An 18,976-nucleotide genomic window follows, 5' to 3' on the forward strand; every position below is an offset into this window, starting at 1 on the left:
ATGGCCATGATTGAGTACAATCCACCCACAGACCCTTGGATTGATATTGTGTACCAAGATGACTATATCTTGGTGGCAAACAAACCGGCAGGTTTACTGTCGGTTCCTGGACGAGAAGCCAAACACTACGACAGCTTATGGAGTCGTCTAGTGGTGGATTATCCAGAAATCCAAGTAGTGCATCGCTTAGACATGGCCACCTCTGGCTTGATGCTGTTTGCTCTGACTAAAGACGCAGAGCGACACATCAAGAAGCAGTTTCAATACCGTTTGACCCATAAAATCTACTACGCTCGCGTGTGGGGTGAGCTAGAAGAAAAAGAAGGCATAGTTGATTTGCCCCTAATCTGTGATTGGCCCAATCGACCAAGACAAAAAGTGTGTACTCAAGATGGAAAACCGTCGCGCACTGACTACCAAAAAGTTCAGCAAGAAGCGCAAACCTGTATTGTACGTTTGTTGCCAATTACCGGACGCTCCCATCAGTTACGTGTGCATATGAGTGAAATGGGGCACGCTATAGTTGGCGATGAATTCTATGCAGAGGGTGAGGCAAGGGCGTTTTCCGAGCGCTTGCAATTGCACTCTACCGAACTGAGTTTTTATCATCCAAAAGACAATAAATTAGTCAGTATGTTTGTGCCATGCGACTTTTATCCTGAGGCAAAACCGTTAGTATTAGAGCTCTATTTAGCTGAACCTGAGTTACCTGATTACAAAACTTTGCCTAAGCATTAAGGATTTTGCATGTCACAGTCGTTACCTAAAGTTGTCTTTCTAGATAGGGCAACTATTCCTGCGCACGTTCCATTTCGCACACTGAATTTTCCGCATCATTGGGTAGAGTACGATTATACTTCGCCGCAGCAGGTTGAGGATCGCCTACAAGACGCTGATATTGTGATTAGTAACAAGGTTGTTTTGAGTGCAGACATTTTAGAGAAACAGCCGCAGATCAAGTTGATCGCAGTGTCAGCAACGGGCACTAATAACGTCGATCTTGATTACTGTCGCGAGCAACAAATCGCAGTGTGCAATATTCAGGGCTACGCCACTCAATCTGTGCCAGAGCATGTGATCGCCATGATCTTTGCGTTAAAGCGCAATTTATTTGCTTATCATCAAGATATTGCTAACGGTGTCTGGCAGCAGGACAAACAATTTTGTTTCTTTACTCATCCCATTTCTGATATTGCTGGCTCAACGATTGCGATTATGGGAAGCGGTAATCTAGGGCAAGGGGTTGCGACTTTAGCGCGCGCTTTAGGCATGCAAGTGATCTTTGCTGGTCGTAAAGGTGAGCAGAAAAGCAAGCAAGGCTACGTGCCTTTTACTGATGCACTACAGCAAGCGGATATCGTTTCTTTACACTGCCCATTAACTGAATCTACCACCAATCTGATTGGGCTTGATGAACTAAAATTGATGAAATCAACCGCAGTGCTGATAAATACGGGACGTGGTGGCTTAGTCAATGAATCTGACTTAGTTGCGGCTTTGAAATCCGGTGAGATTTCTGGCGCAGGGGTGGATGTGTTCACTCAAGAGCCAGCAGATAACTCGAATCCACTATTAGCGAATATCTCATTACCTAACTTGCTGTTAACCCCTCACGTGGCTTGGGGCAGTGATTCTGCTCTTAATCGCTTAGTGAGTATTCTGTTCGATAATATTGAACAATTTATGGCAGGCAAACACAGCAATCGAGTGGTTTAATCTATAGCTGCTTAAAAATACGAGCACCAATTACTGGTGCTTCGTTAATTCTTCTATCAGCCTTGTGGTTTGATCACTAACACGTTTACAGGCGAGTTATGTACGACTTTGGTTGCCACTGAACCTAGCACCACATTATCAATTCTTGAACGTTTGTGGCTTGGCATCACAATTAGGTCGGCACCGAGTTTTTCTGCGTAATCTATGATGGTGGCGTAAGGTTTACCTTCCGCAATATGCACATGATAAACCAACTCTGGGTCGATAAACTTATCTGCAAAATTGCGCAGCTGGATATCAACATCTTTCTTCATATCTTTAATCGCATCTGGTGGGAAATAAGTTGCGACCATGGACATGTGAACCCCTGGTAATACGTTTAGCAGATGCAGTTGTGCATTACTTTGTTTAGCATGCCAAATGGCTGCTTTTAGTGCTTTGTCACAGAAGCCTTTTTCATTTAAGTCAACGGGAACTAAGATCTGTTTATACATGAGAAGTGCTCTTGATATTGTGTCATACCTATTGCCCCATAGTGCAGGCTATGGGGCATTGAGCGAAATCAAATTAAGTGGTGATAGACTCTCTAGTTACGCGTCGTTTTTGATTTAAGCCCATTAATATCACCAAAATAAGCGCAGGTAAGAAAACCCACTCCTTCATCGGGCGCTCGGCTTTTTGGATGATATGTTGAATTTGCCAATCAAAATCGATTCCAGAAGCCTCGGCTGGACTGCCAAACTCCACCATATCAACGATGACATTATCGTCATTGTGAGACAGCATTAAGCCCATTGATGAGATGCGATCTTCAGCAGATACAGCGTCATCGTCAAAAGGCAGGCGCACTGTTTTAGCAATGAACTTTCCTTCAATGTTTTCACCCGCAACACGCATTTCCAGTGTTTGCCCAACAGGCATTTGCTGTACTACTTGCGAGATTTCTGAGGCAGGCACTTCTATCTTGGCTGGGTAGATTTGATCCCACCAAAAACCCGGTCGGAAGAAAGTGAAGGTCAGTAGCAATAAAGCGATGGTTTCCCACCATTTATTCTTAGTAAACCACCATCCTTGTGTGGCAGCAGAAAACAGCAACATAGCGGTGATGGCGGAAAGTACCGTAAGTAATAAGTGCCACCAACTGTCGATCCCCATCATTAATAGTTGAGTATTAAAGATAAACATAAACGGCAAAATTGCGGTACGTATATCGTAGGTAAAGCCCTGAATACCGGTGCGAATAGGATCGGATTTAGCAATCGCGGCTGCAGCAAAAGCGGCTAAACCTACTGGCGGTGTATCATCGGCAAGAATACCAAAGTAGAACACAAACAAGTGCACGGCAATAAGCGGAATGATCAGCCCGTGAGCGGCGCCTAGGGTGACGATAACAGGAGCCATTAAGGTAGAGACCACTATGTAGTTGGCGGTAGTCGGCAATCCCATTCCCAGTATCAGGCTGATAATAGCGGTAAAGAGAAGCATCATAATGATATTGCCACCAGAGATGAACTCGACAAAGTCAGTCATCACTAAGCCAATACCGGTTAGGGTCACTACGCCCACCACAATACCCGCCGCCGCCGTTGCTACGCCAATGCCTATCATATTACGCGCGCCAGATACTAAAGCTTCCAATAGATCGTGTACGCCCAGTTTGAAGGCGGCAAAGGTGTTGTTTTGCTTGTTAAACAGATCCATCAGTGGACGCTGAGTGAGCAATACAAAAATCATAAACACACTGGCCCAAAATGCTGATAAACCCGGAGAAAAGCGTTCTACGGTTAAGCACCAAACAAGCACTACGATAGGCAGTAAAAAATGCAGTCCTGATTTTACCGTAGGGCCAACATCTGGAATTTCTGTTAGCTCTGGGTCCATTTCTGCGTGTTCTTGATAGCGAGATGACACGCGAACAAGAGCAATATAGCTCAGCAATAGAGCTACGGTCACAATCGGTGTTGCAGCAGCGCCAAATACATCTTTGGTCCAGCCAATGCCGTAATAAACCGCAGCACTGATCACACATAAGCCTAAAATGGTGCCAACAAAGGAAGTCAGGCTTTGCAGTTTGGTGGGTGTGTGTCGGCGTGGCAGTCCTTGCATTCCTGCTTTGCAGGCTTCCAGATGCACAATATAGATAAGAGCAATATAAGAGATTAATGCCGGCAAGAGCGCCGCTTTAATCACTTCGACATAGGATATTCCGACGTATTCCACCATCAGAAACGCCGCCGCGCCCATAATGGGTGGCGTCAACTGGCCATTGGTTGAAGCGGCAACCTCTACCGCGCCCGCTTTGGTGCCCGGAAAGCCCACTCGCTTCATCAGTGGAATTGTGAAAGTCCCCGTAGTGACGACGTTTGCAATCGAAGAGCCAGAGACTAAACCGGAAAGCCCAGAGGCGACGACAGCCGCTTTTGCTGGGCCTCCGCGCATATGACCAAGCAATGAGAAGGCCACTTTAATGAAGTAAGCACCTGCTCCTGCGCGCTCTAGCATGGCGCCAAACAATACAAACAGGAAAACAAAGGAGGTAGAAACGCCCAGTGCAATGCCGAAAACCCCTTCGGTTGTCAGCCATAAATGCGACATCGCTTTGTTTAAGCTCGCCCCTTTATGTGCAATAACGTCAGGCATATGTGGGCCGCCAAAGGTGTACAGCAGAAATACTGCGGCAACCACCATCAGTGGTGGACCTAATGCGCGACGTGTTGCTTCAAGTAGCAATACCATTCCTGTTACTGCGGCCACAATATCAAAAGAAGTGGGTGCGCCAGAGCGTCCTGCTAGTTGGGTGTAAAACAGATAAATATAAGCGGCCGATAAACTACCGACTAACGCCAGAACCCAATCAACGACAGGAATTCTGTCACGAGGTGAGCGTTTCATTGCCGGGTAAGCGGTAAAGGCTAAGAAGATAGCGAAGGCTAAGTGAATAGAACGAGCCTCAGTATCATTTAATATGGCGAAGTTAAAAATAAACGGCAGTGGTGATGCATACCAAAGCTGGAATAGTGACCAGCATAAAGGTACAAACCAGAGAATTTTTCCAGCAATTCCGAAGGGATTACGTGCTCCCGTATCGGCTTGCGCGACGATATCTTGAGCTTCTTGGGACGGAGTCGTTGAATGTGTCATTAGTGTATCCTAATTCTGTTGACGCAGATTGGGCTAAGAACTGTGATTGGTATAACCGATACTTCTAGACCAAGCCGAAATACTAGCCAAAAAAAATTACAATATAGAAAGGTGTTGCCAAGTTGTGGCAAACAAAAAGTCCCACCTGAAAGGGGGGCATTGGCTAGTGGGGATGACTTTCCCCAACACTACAAATAGTTTGAAAAGGAGGCCGAAGCCTCCTTCATACCAATCGTAATAATTAAGTGATTGGTAGTATTGTCAGCACTTATTTAAGTAGGCCGACTTCTTTGTAGTACTTCACTGCACCTGGGTGAAGTGGAATGGATAACCCATCTTTTACCATGTTTTCTTTTTTCAAATTAGCGAAAGCAGGGTGTAGACGTTTGAAGGTATCAAAGTTTTCAAATACCGCTTTTGCCACGGTATAAGCAACTTCATCAGAAACGTCAGATGTGGTTACCATAGTTGCCGCAACACCGAAGCTTTTCACGTCGATGTCTGTACCACGATACATGCCAGCCGGAACTGTGCTAAATGCGTAGTATGGGTTGTCAGCAACGATCTTGTCGATCTGTGGGCCTGTCGCTGGAACAAGCTTTGCATTACAAGAGGTTGTTGCTTCTTTGATAGAGCCATTTGGGTGACCTACCATGTAGATGAATGCATCAATCTTGTTATCACAAAGTGCTTGTGAACGCTCAGAACCTTTTAGCTCAGAAGCCAGTTTAAAGCTGTCGTTAGTCCAGCCCATTGCGTCCATTACAACGCTCATCGTTGCACGGTCACCAGAGCCTGGATTACCAATGTTGACACGCTTGCCAGCTAGGTCGGAAACGTTGTTAATACCAGAATCTTCGCGTGCGATAATATTAAAAGGTTCGGTGTGAAGAGAGAACATCGCGCGTAGTTTCTTGTATGGGCCTTGCTCAGAAAACTTGCTAGTACCGTTGTAGCCGTGGAATTGCCAATCAGACTGCACGATACCAAAATCAAGCTCGCCAGAGCGAAGGGTGTTGACGTTGTAAATAGAACCGCCAGTGGATTCAACTGAACAACGAATGCTGTGATCGTTACGATCTTTGTTAACTAATTTACAGATAGCACCGCCAGTTGGGTAATAGACACCCGTTACTGAGCCAGTACCGATAGTGATGAACTCTTGAGCAGAAACAACGCTTGCACCCATAACTGCAGCTGCAATCGCGCCGAACTTAATTGCTTTCTTAAATGCCATGATGTTTTCTTCCTTATGTCCATGATCATACCAACAGCCTTCTATGTGCTGTTGAGGTTTCCTGTATGGAAACGGCACCTTTTTCAACTCCTACAATGCCCATAGCACTTAAAATGACGTTATTTTTATCGATATTGATCGAGTCTTTTAAGCGTAGTTCGCTTTACAGAAACGCTCAACATAACATCAATTGTGGTAAGGGATTTGTTGAAAAAGTGTCTGCATCATATCAAAAAACAACCAGAAATAGGGTGCATAGAGAGATTGACAGTACAAAATCAGTTGCTTATGCGATTAATTTTACGGAGTATTTTAAATAAAAGTCTTTATAAACAATTACTTATGGTTTTTGTGCTCAAGAGGGAGTATTTTATTAGGATGTGATCGTTCTCACAGCCTGAAAATCAGGCTGTGTTAGTAGGACAAATTATATTTTATCCAACATATTCAAAGAGTTCGCAAACAGAATCGAAGAGTTGTTTGGTGTCTATTTCTAGGGTTGGAGTGATGAAGATGGTGTCATCGCCAGCGACTACACCAAGAATGCCTTCCGACTTACCTAGAGAGTCAAGCAGTCGAGCAATCAGTTGCGCACCGGCAGGGCCGGTATGAATAACAACAAGCGCATTGTTGTAGTCGATGCTTAAGACTAATTCACGCAACGAGCTTGATACTGTTGGTACTCCAAGCTCTGCTGGCAAGCAATAAACCATTTCCATTTTGGCATTGCGAGTTCGAACAGCACCAAACTTGGTGAGCATGCGCGAGACTTTAGATTGATTGATATTGTCAAACCCTTCGAGCTTTAGTGCTTCAACAATCTCACTTTGTGAGCCGAAACGTTCTTGTTTCAAAAGGGATTTGAACTCGCGGACTAAATGGTCCTGTTTTTCGCTGTTTCGCATTACTTGTTCCACATATTATTGATTTTATGTTCACTGGAGAGCTTTACCTCAGTTGGTACAGTGTCTCATAGAACGAGATCATTCCCAAGTAATGGGATTGTTACTCGATAAAAACCTCTTATCTTGTGTGTCAATTCGTGATGAAGGACAGGCATTAGCAGGAATAGATGTGCGATGAGTGAGTAAGGTCGCAAAGGTGTAGTTACGTAATTGTAAATGCAAAGTAAATATTATAATTTCAGGCTTAATATATCAGGGAACAAAACGACCTCTAAATTATCCAAGGAGAACACAATGAAAGTCGCTGTTATCGGAGCTGCTGGTGGAATTGGACAAGCACTAGCCTTACTATTGAAAAACAACCTTCCTGCTGGTTCAGATCTAGCTCTTTATGACATTGCACCTGTAACTCCTGGCGTTGCTGCTGATCTTGGTCACATACCAACTCCAGTAACTGTTTCTGGTTTCTCAGGAGAAGATCCAACACCAGCATTAGTTGATGCAGATGTTGTATTAATCTCGGCAGGTGTAGCTCGTAAACCGGGCATGGATCGTGAAGATCTATTCAACGTGAATGCTGGCATTGTTAAATCATTAGCAGAAAAGATCGCAGTGGTTTGCCCAACAGCATGCATTGGTATTATCACCAACCCAGTCAACACCACCGTAGCAATTGCGGCTGACGTACTGAAAAAAGCCGGTGTATACGATAAGCGTCGCTTATTTGGTGTAACGACTTTGGATGTGATTCGCTCTGAAACGTTTGTCGGTCAATTAAAAGGGCTTGATCCAACCAAAATCAATGTACCTGTGATTGGAGGCCACTCTGGGGTGACGATTCTTCCTCTTCTTTCTCAAATCGAAGGCGTGGAATTTACTAGTGAAGAAGTTTCTTGGTTAACTATTCGTATCCAAGATGCGGGCACTGAAGTTGTTGAAGCAAAAGCGGGCGGTGGTAGTGCAACCTTGTCGATGGGACAAGCGGCTTGTCGTTTCGGTCTGTCGCTGGTACGCGCACTGCAAGGTGAAGCCAATATCGTTGAATGTGCTTATGTTGAAGGCAGAGGCGAACATACGCGATTCTTTGCACAGCCTGTTAAATTAGGCAAAGAAGGCGTTGAAGAGATTTTAGGTTACGGTGAGTTGAGTAATTTTGAAAGATCGTCTTTGGACGGCATGTTAGAAACACTGTCTAACGATATCAGCAAAGGTGAAGCATTCGCTAAATAGTGGGTGGCTGACCTGTTTTAGGACAGGACAATTAGATACGAGAAGCGGATCATGATGATCCGCTTTTTATTTGTTAGATATCGTGCTTGCGATCGACGCCAAGCGCAATTAATGCTGAGCGCGATTACTTGCTGCGTTTCACTGCAAGGTGCGCCAGTGCTTCAAGCGCTTGTTTCTCAGGGGAGTCAGCCAGTTTAGCTAACGCGGCAATCGCTTTATCTGCTTCCTGATTTGCGACTTTAGTGGTGTATTCTAGAGCGCCAGTTTGATGCATAGCGGCTAAAATTTCTTCTAGTCGATCCATTCCGTTGGCTTTCTCGATGGCTTCAACAATCATCTCTTTTTGTTCCTGTGAGCCATTTTGCATAGCGTACAGCAACGGAAGGGTAGGTTTACCCTCTGCTAGGTCATCACCCACGTTCTTGCCCATCTCTTTGCCGTCAGCGGTGTAATCTAATACATCATCAATGAGCTGGAATGCGGTGCCAAGGTGGCGACCGTAGGTTTGCATGGCCGTTTCCATCTCAGGGCTCGCTTCTGCCAAAATAGCGGATAACTGAGAGGCTGACTCAAACAGACGAGCCGTTTTAGAGTAAATCACCTGCATGTAGCTTTCTTCTGTTGTAGAAGCATCATTGCAATTCATTAATTGCTGAACTTCCCCTTCGGCGATGACGTTTACCGCTTCACTCATTAGCTCAAGGATCCTTAATGATCCTAAGCTGGTCATCATTTGGAAAGAGCGAGTGTAAATATAATCACCCACCAGTACGCTAGGTGCGTTGCCAAAGGCTGCATTCGCGGTTTCTTTGCCGCGTCGCATGTCTGATTCGTCTACTACATCATCATGTAACAAGGTCGCCGTATGGATAAATTCAATGAACGCAGCTGCCGTAATATGACCTTCACCTTGGTAACCTAACGCACGGGCTGCTAGGAGTGTGATGAGAGGGCGCAGACGCTTTCCACCGCCACTGACAATGTAGTAACCCAGTTGATTAATCAGAGTGACCTCTGAGTTTAATTGAGCTTGGATTGTTTGATCTACTTTTGCCATGTCGTCGGCAGTGAGGTCCTGGATAGCACTAAAGTCCATGATACTTCCGGTTTTGAGTTGCTACAAAGGGGTAGCTAAGATGATAATTAATGTCGAATTTTACACTAAAAAACGTTGCTAAATACAGCTGTAAAAGGCATCATTCTCACACTTTTATGTGGCGATTATCTTTTCGCCGATTTTTTTAAAATATGGCTTGTTTTATGTGATGCGTTCACGTAGAATCTGCGCCCTATTGATAAATTAGTTAGCGCACACCCAAACTGCCCAAAACAGGCAAAGGCTGTGCGGAAAAAGCGGAGTAAAATATGTACGCTGTTTTCCAATCTGGTGGTAAACAACACCGTGTAAGCGAAGGCCAAACTCTTCGTTTAGAGAAATTGGACGTTGAAACTGGTGCAACTGTTGAGTTTGACTCAGTTCTTATGATCGCAAACGGTGAAGAAATCACTGTTGGTGCTCCTCTTGTAGAGGGCGGTAAAGTTGTAGCTGAAGTGGTTAAGCACGGTCGTGGCGATAAAGTAAAAATCGTTAAGTTCCGTCGTCGTAAGCACTCTCGTAAGCAACAAGGTCATCGTCAGTGGTTCACTGAAGTGAAGATCACTGGCATTAACGCTTAAGTTTTAGGAGAGTTAAACAATGGCACACAAAAAAGCTGGCGGTTCTACTCGTAACGGTCGCGATTCAGAAAGCAAACGCCTAGGTGTTAAGCGTTTTGGTGGCGAATCAGTTCTAGCGGGTAACATCATCGTTCGTCAACGTGGTACTAAATTCCACGCTGGTAACAACGTTGGTATCGGTAAAGACCACACTCTTTTCGCTCTTACTGAAGGTAAAGTGAAATTTGAAGTTAAAGGTCCTAAGAACCGTAAATTTGTAAGCATCGATTCTGAGTAATTATTACTTAGAACAAGCTGAATTCAAAAGCCCTGCCAATTAGGCGGGGTTTTTTATTTTATAGGTACTCGGTTTCTTGGTCCTGGGTCCTAGAGATGATATCGGTCTCTTATGATGATTGATAACCCCTAGGGTCTAGCACCCAGATACCTAGAACCAAACACAATTGGATCTGCTACATTTGATCCAGTCGGGTATTCACACCAATACGGAGTGAGAAATGAAATTCGTAGATGAAGCAACAGTAAAGGTAGAAGCGGGTGATGGCGGTAACGGCATCGTAAGTTTCTGGCGTGAAAAGTTTATTACAAAAGGTGGTCCTGATGGGGGCGATGGCGGCGACGGTGGTGATATCTACCTTGAAGCTGACGAAAACCTTAACACACTGATTGATTACCGTTTCCAGCGCTTCTACGCCGCTGATCGTGGTGAGAATGGTCGTGGCGGTAACTGTACCGGTAAACGTGGTAAAGATCTGACTCTTAAAGTGCCTGTGGGTACTCGCGCCGTTGATATTCATACCAATGAAACTGTCGGCGAAGTGGCTGAGCACGGCAAAAAAGTTATGATCGCTAAAGGTGGTTGGCATGGCTTAGGTAACACACGCTTTAAGTCTTCAGTGAACCGCGCACCTCGTCAAAAAACAATGGGTACTAAAGGCGAGGTTCGTGAACTTCGTTTAGAGCTATTGCTGTTGGCTGACGTAGGTATGCTTGGCTTACCAAACGCAGGTAAATCTACTTTTATTCGCTCAGTTTCTGCGGCTAAACCAAAGGTAGCGGATTATCCGTTTACCACTCTTATTCCTAGCTTAGGCGTAGTCAGTGTAGTTCCGGAGAAGAGCTTCGTAGTGGCTGATATTCCTGGACTTATCGAAGGCGCAGCAGATGGTGCGGGCCTTGGTATTCGCTTCTTGAAGCACTTGGAACGTTGTCGCGTGCTGCTGCATATGATCGACATCATGCCGATCGATGAAAGTGATCCAGTACAAAATGCATTGACCATTATTGATGAACTAGAGCAGTACAGTGAGAAGTTGCTGAACAAACCGCGCTGGCTAGTCTTCAATAAAGTGGATCTTATGCCAGAAGATGAAGCGAACGAAAAGATCCAACAGATCTTGGATGCGCTAGGCTGGGAAGATCAATACTTCAAAGTATCTGCGATCAACAAGCAGGGTACTAAAGAGTTGTGTTACAAACTGGCTGACTTCATGGACAATCTACCTCGCGAAGCGGAAGAGATTGAAGAAGAAGACAAAGTTGACTTCATGTGGGATGACTACCACAAAGATGCAATGTCAGGCAGCAATGTCGTGACTGAAGACGACGATGATTGGGATGACGATGAAGAAGATGATGGCCACGTAATCTACGTGCGTGATTAGTATCTTCTGTAGACAATCATTTGATTTATAAACATAATAAAAAGAGCCTTGAATCCTTATTCAGGCTCTTTTTTTATTTGGCTGTACAGTTTCATCTCAAGGATATGAGAGTATGTATCTGAACAAGAAGATTTCTGATCTTGACGCGTTTATTTTCGCTAATTATCGCATTGTGCACGGTATTCGAATTGCGGTAGCCTTTGTTTTTACCCTGTTTGTTACCTCCTACTTTGCGCTACCTGAGCGTTCTTGGATCTTGATTACCTTATTTGTGGTTATTGGTCCTATGTCTTATCTAGGCAACGTATTACCACGAGCATGGCACCGAGTATTAGGTACAACTATCGGTGCGGTTTCAGGGATCTTAGGTCTGGCGATGAGTCAGCACTCTATGTTGTTGATGTACCTGTGGTGCTCGATTGTTATCTTTCTTAGTGGTTACTTTGCGTTAGGAAAGAGACCCTATGTTGGGATCTTAATTGGGATCACCTTAGGGGTGACAGTCGGCTCGTCGAATACCCATATTGATGTGGCGGTTTGGCGCGGCTTAGATGTGACTCTTGGCTGTATTATTGCAGTACTGTTTTGCCTTATTCATCCGCAACGCGCCTTTATACATTGGCGTTTACGTACCGCCAACACACTGACCAATTTCTCTAAGGTTTACCATCTTTCATACTCGCCAAATGTATTAGAAAAACCTAGCCTAGAGCCTTATCAAAGCATCATCATGAAACAAATGACGGTGATTAATACCCTTATTTCCCCCTCGGTAAAAGAAACCAAACTGAAGCGTCAGTTGCTAGATGCCATTAACAACCAAATGCGAAACCTATTGAACACCATAGGGTTACTTAATCACTCGTATTGGAGCGATAGGGAAAGTCATCTGAATATGTTGTGGTCTAAGTCTTTGAATAGTTGCCAGAAGCAGATAGAGCAGGAGTTGCAAGACCTTGCCTATTTAGTAGAAAAGGGTGAAATTCGAGGTGGTTTGAATGTGCAAGATATCGATGAGATCACCCGAGAATTAAAAAGCAATATTGCGGAGCTAGGCGGTGAAGAGTCGAATATCTACGGTTATGTATGGCTTAACTTGAAGTTGATTGAAGATTTAGGGGATTTAAAAAAGCTGCTTGTTTTAGCTTTGAATCTCTCACATGAGCATTAACGGTATCTTTATATGCAATATTGGTTGTTTTCAATCAATTAAAATTCAATTACGGGTATAGTTTTTTAGGCAAACCCAATAGAATATCGGCTTTATTTTAAACGATTTGTAAAGCAAGAATGGAATCAGAACAACGCTCTATCTCCCGCCTCATTGCTCAAGCTGGTCAAATGTTACATGCCCATGGTGCAGAAAGCGCCTTAATTGCTGGCATCATGGAACGTATTGGCCTAGCGTGTGGCATGGACGAGGTTGAAGTCTCTTTGTGTGCCAACTCTTTTGTCGTGACGACTGTGACCAGTGAACACTGTATGACAACAGCTCGTCGTTGTGCCGATAGAGGCATAAATATGCGTGTGGTAACAGAAGTTCAGCGTGTTTGCATCATGCTAGAAAAAGGCATACTCGATCATCATTTGGCGCAGCAGAAGTTAGATAAGATCACCCCTGAGCGTTACAATCGTTGGTTCGTTGTATTCATGATTGGCTTATCGTGTGCCTCCTTTAGCCACCTTGCTGGGGGGGATAAAGCGGTGTTTTGCATGACCTTTATTGCCTCAGCCATCGGTATGGTTGTGCGACAAGAGATTGGTCATCGCCATTTCAACCCTATGCTCAACTTCGCCGTCACCGCCTTTGTGACTACCTTTGTATCCGCGCAAGCGGTTGTATTTGAAATCGGCAACAGCCCAAATGTTGTTATGGCATCGTCGGTGTTGATGCTAGTCCCCGGATTCCCCTTAATAAATGCTGTGGCTGATGTGCTAAAAGGCTATATCAATATGGGTATTGCCCGCTTTGTGATGGGCAGTTTACTGACACTTGCTACTTGCTTAGGAATTGTGGCAGTGAGTGGCGTGCTGGGTATGTTTGGGGTGATGCTATGAATGAGTTCTTTTCATTGTTACTCGCACTAATCGATGACATGTTTTTTGCCGCTATTCCTGCGGTCGGCTTTGCGTTGGTATTCAATGTCCCTAAGAATGCGCTTTTTTATTGTGCCTTAGGTGGCGCTGTTGGGCATGGTTCGCGTTTCTTTATGATGCACTTTGGCATGCCTATAGAATGGGCGACTTTGTTTGCCGCTACCTTAGTAGGTTTTATTGGTGTGATTTGGTCACGTCGTTTTTTGGCGCATCCAAAAGTGTTCACCGTGGCGGCTATGATCCCTATGGTTCCGGGGGTGTATGCCTTTAATGCCATGATAGCGATGGTAGAAATTAACCAAACAGGCTATACCCCAGTATTATTTGCCAGTTTGATAGAGAATTTCCTGACCGCAATGTTTATCATTGCAGGACTTGCAGTTGGGCTCGCTATGCCTGGATTGTTTATTTATCGTCGTCGTCCTATCGTTTAAAGGAACATCAATGATCATTAGTATGATTGCCGCTATGGCTCACAACCGTGTTATCGGTAAAGACAATCAAATGCCGTGGCATTTACCAGCAGATTTTGCTTGGTTTAAAAAGTGCACTATGGGTAAGCCTGTGATTATGGGTCGTAAAACCTATGAGTCTATTGGTCGTCCTTTACCGGGGCGTCATAACTTGGTGATTAGCCGTGATTCGCAGTTACAAATTGACGGTGTCACTACGGTCACTTCGATTGAGCAAGCGTTACAGTTAGTTGCAGACGAAGCCGAGGTGATGATTATTGGCGGCGGCTCTATCTATCAGCACTGCTTACCTTTAGCCAACAAGCTGTATTTAACTCATATCGATTTAGAAGTGGCAGGAGATACGCAATTTCCTGATTGGGGTGAGCATTGGACGCAAAGCTACAGTGAAACCTTCGCCGCTGATGAGAAAAATGCGCATGCTATGGAGTTTGTTGTTTTAGATAAAGTAGAAAAGTAGATAAGCTGAACTTAATCAGCCTATCGATATAAATCTAGATATAAATTCTCAGTTTTAAAGCGCTGCTTGAGTAAAGTAGCGCTTATCTTCCCATCTGAGTAACGTCATATAATTCCCCCACACACAGCCTGTATCCAATCCGATAACTTGTGGCGCGTCGATACCCATCAATGCCGCCCAATGCCCAAAAATGGTTTTTTTCGATAGAGGTTTGCGCTGAGTAAGTTCAAACCAAGGCAGTAACTTGCTCTTATCTTCTTGATCCGGTGGCAACTTACTGGCCATGTCTAAGCGACCATCGTGGTAGCAATAACGCATGCGGGTGAAGGCATTGATGATAAAGCGCAGACGTTCCATTCCTTGCAGGGAAGGGTGCCAAATATCGGGTGAGTTACCGTACATTTGTTGTATTAGTGACTGCCAATTCTCCCCACGCAATTCCGATTCTACTTCGGCGGCGGCGGCTTTGGTTTGCGATAAGTCCCATAGAGGGTATATCCCAGCGTGGCTCATTACAAATTCAGGATGCTCGGCAAGCAAAGGTTGTTGGCGAAGCCACTCGATCAGTTGCTCGCAATCTTCAGCGTCTAAAATAGGTTGGGTTTTGTCTCTTGGCTTCGCGCTATGAATACCGAGTGAAACGGCAATAAGATGTAAGTCATGATTACCCAAAACGACTTTGGCAGCATCGCCTAAATCTCGAATAAAGCGTAATGTTTCTAGTGATTTTGGCCCGCGCGCGACCAGATCACCGGCGACCCACAGTGTGTCTTTCTCTGGGTTAAAGTGAACTTGTTCAAGTAATAAAAGGAGTTCATCCAAGCAGCCTTGGATATCGCCAACGAGATAGTTAGACAAGTTGTGGCCTCAAATTAGTTAATGATATTAGGTACAGAAAGGCTAAATGGGGATATTTGAGCTCGAAAGCGCTTACCCTCTGCGGTTTGCATGACATAGTGGCCTTGCATCACGCCGACAGGGGTTTTTAACGCAGTACTGCTGGTGTAGGAGTAATCGTCATTAGAATCGATGACAGGTTGCTCTCCGACCACGCCATCACCTTCAACCGTTATTTCTTTGCCGTCACCATCGGTGATTAGCCAGTATCGGGAAAGCAGTTGTACAGGGGTGGGGCTGAGGTTTTTTATGGTGATCATGTAAATAAATACATAGTGGCCGCTCTCTGCTTCAGATTGCGCCTCTATGTATTTAGTTTGCACATGACATTTTATACAAGGTTGACTAACGTCCATATTCGGTCTCCTTGCTAAGGTGGTTAAACCTTAGTGATTGTCTGCAAGCCAGTTGGCCATATCGACAAATTGTTTCAGAGTGAGGTTCTCTGGGCGCATGCTTGGGTTGATATCTAACTGCTCCATAACTTCTGCACTAATCAGTGAGCGGTAGCAGTTACGAATGGTTTTGCGACGCTGGTTAAAGCCATCACGACACACTCTATCAAGCCATTTTAGATCTTTTGCTGGGTACGGTAATACTTCGTATGGCATTAGGCGCACGACAGCTGAATCTACTTTCGGTGGTGGTATAAATGCTGTTGGTGGCACTTCCAGTACTGGCATTACTTTACAGTAGTACTGCGCCATAACCGTTAGGCGACCATAGGCTTTAGTGCCTGGGCCTGCTGCTAAGCGATTCACCACTTCTTTTTGCAGCATAAAGTGCATGTCTTGGATGTCTTTGTGAAATTCAAACAAATGGAACATCAAAGGGGTCGAAATGTTGTATGGCAAGTTACCAAAAATACGTAACTTATTGTTTGGCTTTACCAATTGGGTAAAGTCAAAACGCATAGCATCACCTTCATGGATAGTCAGCTTAGAGCTTAAATCCGGGTGATTGCGTAAGCGTTCAGCCAGATCTCTATCTAGCTCAATTACGGTTAACTTATCAACTAATTTACCCACAGGCTCAGTAATTGCGCCTAGGCCTGGACCAATCTCAACCAAGTTTTGGCCTGGTAGTGGGTTAATAGATGAAACGATTCCGTCGATAATGTACGGGTCGTTTAGAAAGTTTTGACCAAAACGTTTACGCGCTTTGTGTCCTAAGTGGACATCATTTCTCATTGTTTTTTCTCAACTAATTCAATCGCGTGGGACAGTGCCGTTTGGAAGCTGCCTGTATCCGCGTTACCTGTGCCGGCCAAATCTAAGGCTGTACCATGATCGACAGAGGTTCTTATAAAGGGTAGACCCAGAGTAATATTAACGGAACTTCCAAAGCCTTTGTATTTTAGCACTGGAAGTACTTGGTCGTGGTACATACCCAAAATCACATCAGCATCTTCTAGATACTTGTGATTAAAAATGGTGTCTGCAGGTAGTGGACCAACAATGTCCATACCTTGTTCTCTTAGCTTATCTAAAGTGGGAGAAATCGTTTCGATTTCTTCTTGCCCTAAACAGCCGTCTTCTCCCGCATGAGGGTTTAATCCACACACATAAATGCGAGGGTTTGGCAGAGCAAACTTAGTGACCATATCCTTATGTAGAATCTGCATAATTTGCTCGATTCTTTCTTCGGTTACTGCTTTTGACACATAAGCCAATGGAATGTGTGTCGTCACCAACGCAACTTTGAGTCCTTCTGTTGCTAGCATCATCACCACCATAGGGGTATCAGATTGCTCAGCGAAAAACTCGGTATGCCCACTAAAGGCAACACCAGCTCGGTTAATGACCCCCTTGTGCACGGGGCCGGTAACTATAGCGGCAAACTCATCATTCATACAGCCTTGTGCGGCTCTTTCTAAGGTTTTTAGAACATAATGGCCGTTAGCTTCGTTGAGTTGACCGATTACGGTCTGTTGCGCCAATGGAATGTGTTCTACCACCAATTGGCCTTTTTGCTGCGGTGTTGGCTTGCTATTGGCATCATAATCAACAATGTCGACCTCAATACCAAGATGCTGTGCGCGCTGTTGTAGCATCTCTTTATCGGCGCACACCACTAATTGGTGCGGATAAGGATTATCGGCTAACGATAAAACAAGATCTGGGCCAATACCGGCAGGTTCACCGGCTGTAATTATGATTCGATTACAATGCATCGTCAGCCTCTTCAGAATCTTGTTTGTCGAGTCTTTCAATGAAAGCACTGGCTCTTAATTCTTGCATCCACGCTGAGGCTTCTTCGTTAAACTTACGATTAAACAGAATGCGATAAGCCTTATTAGTCATAGCGCTGTCGGTGCGATCTTCTTGACGACGATCTAGCACTTCAACAATATGCCAGCCATGCACGGTTTCAAATGGTTCACTGATTTGACCAACAGGCAGTGTTTCTACTTGGTGTTTAAATTCAGGTACATATAGATCCGGTGTTTGGTAGCCAAGTTCACCGTCATTTGCTGCAGAACCTGTATCGGCACTGTATTGTCGTGCTAGCTCACCAAAGGTAGCTTCACCAGATTTGATTTTACGAATGAAATCATACAGCTCACGTTTAGCGCCTTCATCACTCAAAATAACGGAGGTTTTAATCAAGATATGACGTGCATTAACTTCGGTTACGGCAACGGTTTTTAGCCCTCGAACATCATTCACTTTTAAGATGTGAAAACCAATACCGCTACGGAAAGGACCAATAATGGCGTCTTTACCTTGCGAGGTGATTTGGTCTGCAAAGATGGTAGGCATTTCTTCTTTATGCATCCAGCCCCACTCACCGCCTTCTAAGGCTTTTGGGCCTTTTGAATATGCGATAGCGAGATCGGCAAATTTCTCACCATTTTTCAGTCTTTCGACTAGCTTATTGGCTTCTTCTTCCACTTCGGCTTTAGATTGATCATCATTGAAACGCAGTTGGATATGACTGATGTCGTAGTTCACATCTTTATTGGTTTCTTTGGCTAGCATGCCAGCCAATGTTTCGACTTCTGCCGGTAGGATATTGATGCGACGACGCACCAACGCATTACGCGCTTCTGAGATAGCCACTTCGGTGCGAATTTGCTCACGGAACTCAGTGTAGCTAAGACCTTTTGCTTTCACGCTCGCCAACAGTTGAGCTTGGCTTTGATTATTTTTATCCGCAATGCTTTGGATGGCTTGATCAAGGCGATTGTCGTCAATGCGCACGCCAATACGCTTGGCTTCTTGTGATTGCAGTTCATCCATAATCAACTTATCGATGACTTGCTCTTTAAGTACGTCGCCTTCAGGAAGTGCCTGTTTATTTTCTTGGACGTTGAGCTTAAGTGTTTTCATCGCACTATCGATATCGCTTTGTAAAATCACGCCATCGTTAACGATTACTACTACTCGGTCTAATTCAACTGGCGCCGCTACAGTCATAGCAGGTATCAGTATTAGGATCATCGAAGCAATGAGTCGTTTAAACATATTCATTTGTTT

General features: G+C 44.6%; 21 protein-coding genes. 11 read left to right on the forward strand and 10 right to left on the reverse strand.

Going from position 1 to position 18,976, the window contains the following annotated elements; all coding sequences use genetic code 11:
* The gene (gene rluA, locus QV280_RS01325) at nt 1-738 is read left to right on the forward strand and encodes a bifunctional tRNA pseudouridine(32) synthase/23S rRNA pseudouridine(746) synthase RluA (RefSeq protein ID WP_152821469.1); all 738 of its coding nucleotides are present in this window, start codon (nt 1-3) and stop codon (nt 736-738) included.
* Nucleotides 739-747: 9 nt separating this feature from the next.
* Nucleotides 748-1,716, forward strand: a complete 969-nt coding sequence (locus QV280_RS01330) for a D-2-hydroxyacid dehydrogenase (protein WP_152821466.1) — start codon at nt 748-750, stop codon at nt 1,714-1,716.
* Between the two features lie 56 nt (nt 1,717-1,772).
* On the opposite strand, the gene QV280_RS01335 is transcribed toward QV280_RS01330, so the two are convergent.
* The 3 genes from QV280_RS01335 to QV280_RS01345 all read right to left on the reverse strand — a co-directional run bounded on the left by QV280_RS01335 (nt 1,773) and on the right by QV280_RS01345 (nt 6,094).
* The gene (locus tag QV280_RS01335; protein ID WP_152821464.1) at nt 1,773-2,210 is read right to left on the reverse strand and encodes a universal stress protein; all 438 of its coding nucleotides are present in this window, start codon (nt 2,208-2,210) and stop codon (nt 1,773-1,775) included.
* 73 nt (nt 2,211-2,283) lie between these two features.
* Nucleotides 2,284-4,857, reverse strand: a complete 2,574-nt coding sequence (locus tag QV280_RS01340; RefSeq protein WP_152821461.1) for a TRAP transporter permease — start codon at nt 4,855-4,857, stop codon at nt 2,284-2,286.
* Nucleotides 4,858-5,125: 268 nt separating this feature from the next.
* Entirely contained in the window at nt 5,126-6,094 is a 969-nt protein-coding gene (locus tag QV280_RS01345) for a TAXI family TRAP transporter solute-binding subunit (protein ID WP_152821459.1), read from the reverse strand.
* A 65-nt stretch (nt 6,095-6,159) separates the two neighbouring features.
* On the opposite strand from QV280_RS01345, the gene QV280_RS01350 reads away from it, so the two are divergent.
* Nucleotides 6,160-6,414 carry a hypothetical protein gene (locus tag QV280_RS01350; protein WP_152821457.1) on the forward strand — a complete coding sequence of 85 codons (255 nt, stop codon included), beginning with the start codon at nt 6,160-6,162 and terminating at the stop codon, nt 6,412-6,414.
* A 114-nt stretch (nt 6,415-6,528) separates the two neighbouring features.
* Here QV280_RS01350 and argR read toward each other — a convergent pair whose 3' ends face one another.
* Nucleotides 6,529-6,999 (reverse strand): transcriptional regulator ArgR, encoded by a 471-nt coding sequence (gene argR / locus QV280_RS01355; RefSeq protein ID WP_023402502.1) that lies wholly within the window; start codon nt 6,997-6,999, stop codon nt 6,529-6,531.
* Nucleotides 7,000-7,293: 294 nt separating this feature from the next.
* Between argR and mdh the strand changes: the two genes are divergently transcribed.
* Nucleotides 7,294-8,229 carry a malate dehydrogenase gene (gene mdh / locus QV280_RS01360; protein ID WP_152821455.1) on the forward strand — a complete coding sequence of 312 codons (936 nt, stop codon included), beginning with the start codon at nt 7,294-7,296 and terminating at the stop codon, nt 8,227-8,229.
* Between the two features lie 124 nt (nt 8,230-8,353).
* Here mdh and ispB read toward each other — a convergent pair whose 3' ends face one another.
* A complete protein-coding gene (gene ispB / locus QV280_RS01365; protein WP_152821453.1) occupies nt 8,354-9,325 on the reverse strand; it encodes an octaprenyl diphosphate synthase in 972 nt (323 codons plus the stop codon).
* A gap of 269 nt (nt 9,326-9,594) precedes the next feature.
* Between ispB and rplU the strand changes: the two genes are divergently transcribed.
* The 7 genes from rplU to folA all read left to right on the forward strand — a co-directional run bounded on the left by rplU (nt 9,595) and on the right by folA (nt 14,600).
* Nucleotides 9,595-9,906 (forward strand): 50S ribosomal protein L21, encoded by a 312-nt coding sequence (rplU, locus tag QV280_RS01370; protein ID WP_017029047.1) that lies wholly within the window; start codon nt 9,595-9,597, stop codon nt 9,904-9,906.
* 19 nt (nt 9,907-9,925) lie between these two features.
* The gene (gene rpmA / locus QV280_RS01375) at nt 9,926-10,183 is read left to right on the forward strand and encodes a 50S ribosomal protein L27 (RefSeq protein WP_017029046.1); all 258 of its coding nucleotides are present in this window, start codon (nt 9,926-9,928) and stop codon (nt 10,181-10,183) included.
* Nucleotides 10,184-10,403: 220 nt separating this feature from the next.
* Nucleotides 10,404-11,570 carry an Obg family GTPase CgtA gene (gene cgtA, locus QV280_RS01380; protein ID WP_152821451.1) on the forward strand — a complete coding sequence of 389 codons (1,167 nt, stop codon included), beginning with the start codon at nt 10,404-10,406 and terminating at the stop codon, nt 11,568-11,570.
* A 112-nt stretch (nt 11,571-11,682) separates the two neighbouring features.
* Complete coding sequence (locus tag QV280_RS01385; RefSeq protein ID WP_152821449.1) at nt 11,683-12,741, forward strand: FUSC family protein; 1,059 nt, start codon at nt 11,683-11,685, stop codon at nt 12,739-12,741.
* 119 nt (nt 12,742-12,860) lie between these two features.
* Nucleotides 12,861-13,628, forward strand: a complete 768-nt coding sequence (locus QV280_RS01390) for a threonine/serine exporter family protein (protein ID WP_152821447.1) — start codon at nt 12,861-12,863, stop codon at nt 13,626-13,628.
* A complete protein-coding gene (locus tag QV280_RS01395) occupies nt 13,625-14,101 on the forward strand; it encodes a threonine/serine exporter family protein (protein ID WP_023402508.1) in 477 nt (158 codons plus the stop codon). The genes QV280_RS01390 and QV280_RS01395 overlap by 4 nt, the downstream gene beginning before the upstream one ends.
* A 10-nt stretch (nt 14,102-14,111) precedes the next feature.
* A complete protein-coding gene (gene folA, locus QV280_RS01400) occupies nt 14,112-14,600 on the forward strand; it encodes a type 3 dihydrofolate reductase (RefSeq protein WP_152821445.1) in 489 nt (162 codons plus the stop codon).
* Nucleotides 14,601-14,654: 54 nt separating this feature from the next.
* On the opposite strand, the gene QV280_RS01405 is transcribed toward folA, so the two are convergent.
* From QV280_RS01405 to surA, 5 genes are read right to left on the reverse strand one after another with little or no spacing between them, the layout of a single operon-like run.
* A complete protein-coding gene (locus tag QV280_RS01405) occupies nt 14,655-15,458 on the reverse strand; it encodes a symmetrical bis(5'-nucleosyl)-tetraphosphatase (RefSeq protein WP_152821443.1) in 804 nt (267 codons plus the stop codon).
* 14 nt (nt 15,459-15,472) lie between these two features.
* On the reverse strand, nt 15,473-15,853 hold the full coding sequence (apaG, locus tag QV280_RS01410) for a Co2+/Mg2+ efflux protein ApaG (protein WP_152821441.1): 381 nt from the start codon (nt 15,851-15,853) through the stop codon (nt 15,473-15,475).
* A 30-nt stretch (nt 15,854-15,883) separates the two neighbouring features.
* Nucleotides 15,884-16,687, reverse strand: a complete 804-nt coding sequence (rsmA, locus tag QV280_RS01415) for a 16S rRNA (adenine(1518)-N(6)/adenine(1519)-N(6))-dimethyltransferase RsmA (protein ID WP_152821439.1) — start codon at nt 16,685-16,687, stop codon at nt 15,884-15,886.
* On the reverse strand, nt 16,684-17,670 hold the full coding sequence (gene pdxA, locus QV280_RS01420) for a 4-hydroxythreonine-4-phosphate dehydrogenase PdxA (protein ID WP_023402512.1): 987 nt from the start codon (nt 17,668-17,670) through the stop codon (nt 16,684-16,686). The genes rsmA and pdxA overlap by 4 nt, the downstream gene beginning before the upstream one ends.
* Nucleotides 17,660-18,970 carry a peptidylprolyl isomerase SurA gene (gene surA / locus QV280_RS01425; protein ID WP_152821436.1) on the reverse strand — a complete coding sequence of 437 codons (1,311 nt, stop codon included), beginning with the start codon at nt 18,968-18,970 and terminating at the stop codon, nt 17,660-17,662. The genes pdxA and surA overlap by 11 nt, the downstream gene beginning before the upstream one ends.
* Nucleotides 18,971-18,976 lie beyond the last annotated feature (6 nt).

This window comes from Vibrio sp. B1Z05 (assembly GCF_052955985.1).

Bases quoted from the DNA above. Each gene is read 5' to 3' on its own strand.
- argR (WP_023402502.1), bottom strand. From the start codon at position 6,999: ATGCGAAACAGCGAAAAACAGGACCATTTAGTCCGCGAGTTCAAATCC.
- rsmA (WP_152821439.1), bottom strand. From the start codon at position 16,687: ATGAGAAATGATGTCCACTTAGGACACAAAGCGCGTAAACGTTTTGGT.
- QV280_RS01345 (WP_152821459.1), bottom strand. From the start codon at position 6,094: ATGGCATTTAAGAAAGCAATTAAGTTCGGCGCGATTGCAGCTGCAGTT.
- QV280_RS01390 (WP_152821447.1), top strand. From the start codon at position 12,861: ATGGAATCAGAACAACGCTCTATCTCCCGCCTCATTGCTCAAGCTGGT.
- cgtA (WP_152821451.1), top strand. From the start codon at position 10,404: ATGAAATTCGTAGATGAAGCAACAGTAAAGGTAGAAGCGGGTGATGGC.
- rplU (WP_017029047.1), top strand. From the start codon at position 9,595: ATGTACGCTGTTTTCCAATCTGGTGGTAAACAACACCGTGTAAGCGAA.
- pdxA (WP_023402512.1), bottom strand. From the start codon at position 17,670: ATGCATTGTAATCGAATCATAATTACAGCCGGTGAACCTGCCGGTATT.
- surA (WP_152821436.1), bottom strand. From the start codon at position 18,970: ATGAATATGTTTAAACGACTCATTGCTTCGATGATCCTAATACTGATA.
- apaG (WP_152821441.1), bottom strand. From the start codon at position 15,853: ATGGACGTTAGTCAACCTTGTATAAAATGTCATGTGCAAACTAAATAC.
- folA (WP_152821445.1), top strand. From the start codon at position 14,112: ATGATCATTAGTATGATTGCCGCTATGGCTCACAACCGTGTTATCGGT.
- QV280_RS01385 (WP_152821449.1), top strand. From the start codon at position 11,683: ATGTATCTGAACAAGAAGATTTCTGATCTTGACGCGTTTATTTTCGCT.
- QV280_RS01395 (WP_023402508.1), top strand. From the start codon at position 13,625: ATGAATGAGTTCTTTTCATTGTTACTCGCACTAATCGATGACATGTTT.
- rpmA (WP_017029046.1), top strand. From the start codon at position 9,926: ATGGCACACAAAAAAGCTGGCGGTTCTACTCGTAACGGTCGCGATTCA.
- mdh (WP_152821455.1), top strand. From the start codon at position 7,294: ATGAAAGTCGCTGTTATCGGAGCTGCTGGTGGAATTGGACAAGCACTA.
- QV280_RS01350 (WP_152821457.1), top strand. From the start codon at position 6,160: ATGGAAACGGCACCTTTTTCAACTCCTACAATGCCCATAGCACTTAAA.
- ispB (WP_152821453.1), bottom strand. From the start codon at position 9,325: ATGGACTTTAGTGCTATCCAGGACCTCACTGCCGACGACATGGCAAAA.
- QV280_RS01335 (WP_152821464.1), bottom strand. From the start codon at position 2,210: ATGTATAAACAGATCTTAGTTCCCGTTGACTTAAATGAAAAAGGCTTC.
- QV280_RS01340 (WP_152821461.1), bottom strand. From the start codon at position 4,857: ATGACACATTCAACGACTCCGTCCCAAGAAGCTCAAGATATCGTCGCG.
- rluA (WP_152821469.1), top strand. From the start codon at position 1: ATGGCCATGATTGAGTACAATCCACCCACAGACCCTTGGATTGATATT.
- QV280_RS01330 (WP_152821466.1), top strand. From the start codon at position 748: ATGTCACAGTCGTTACCTAAAGTTGTCTTTCTAGATAGGGCAACTATT.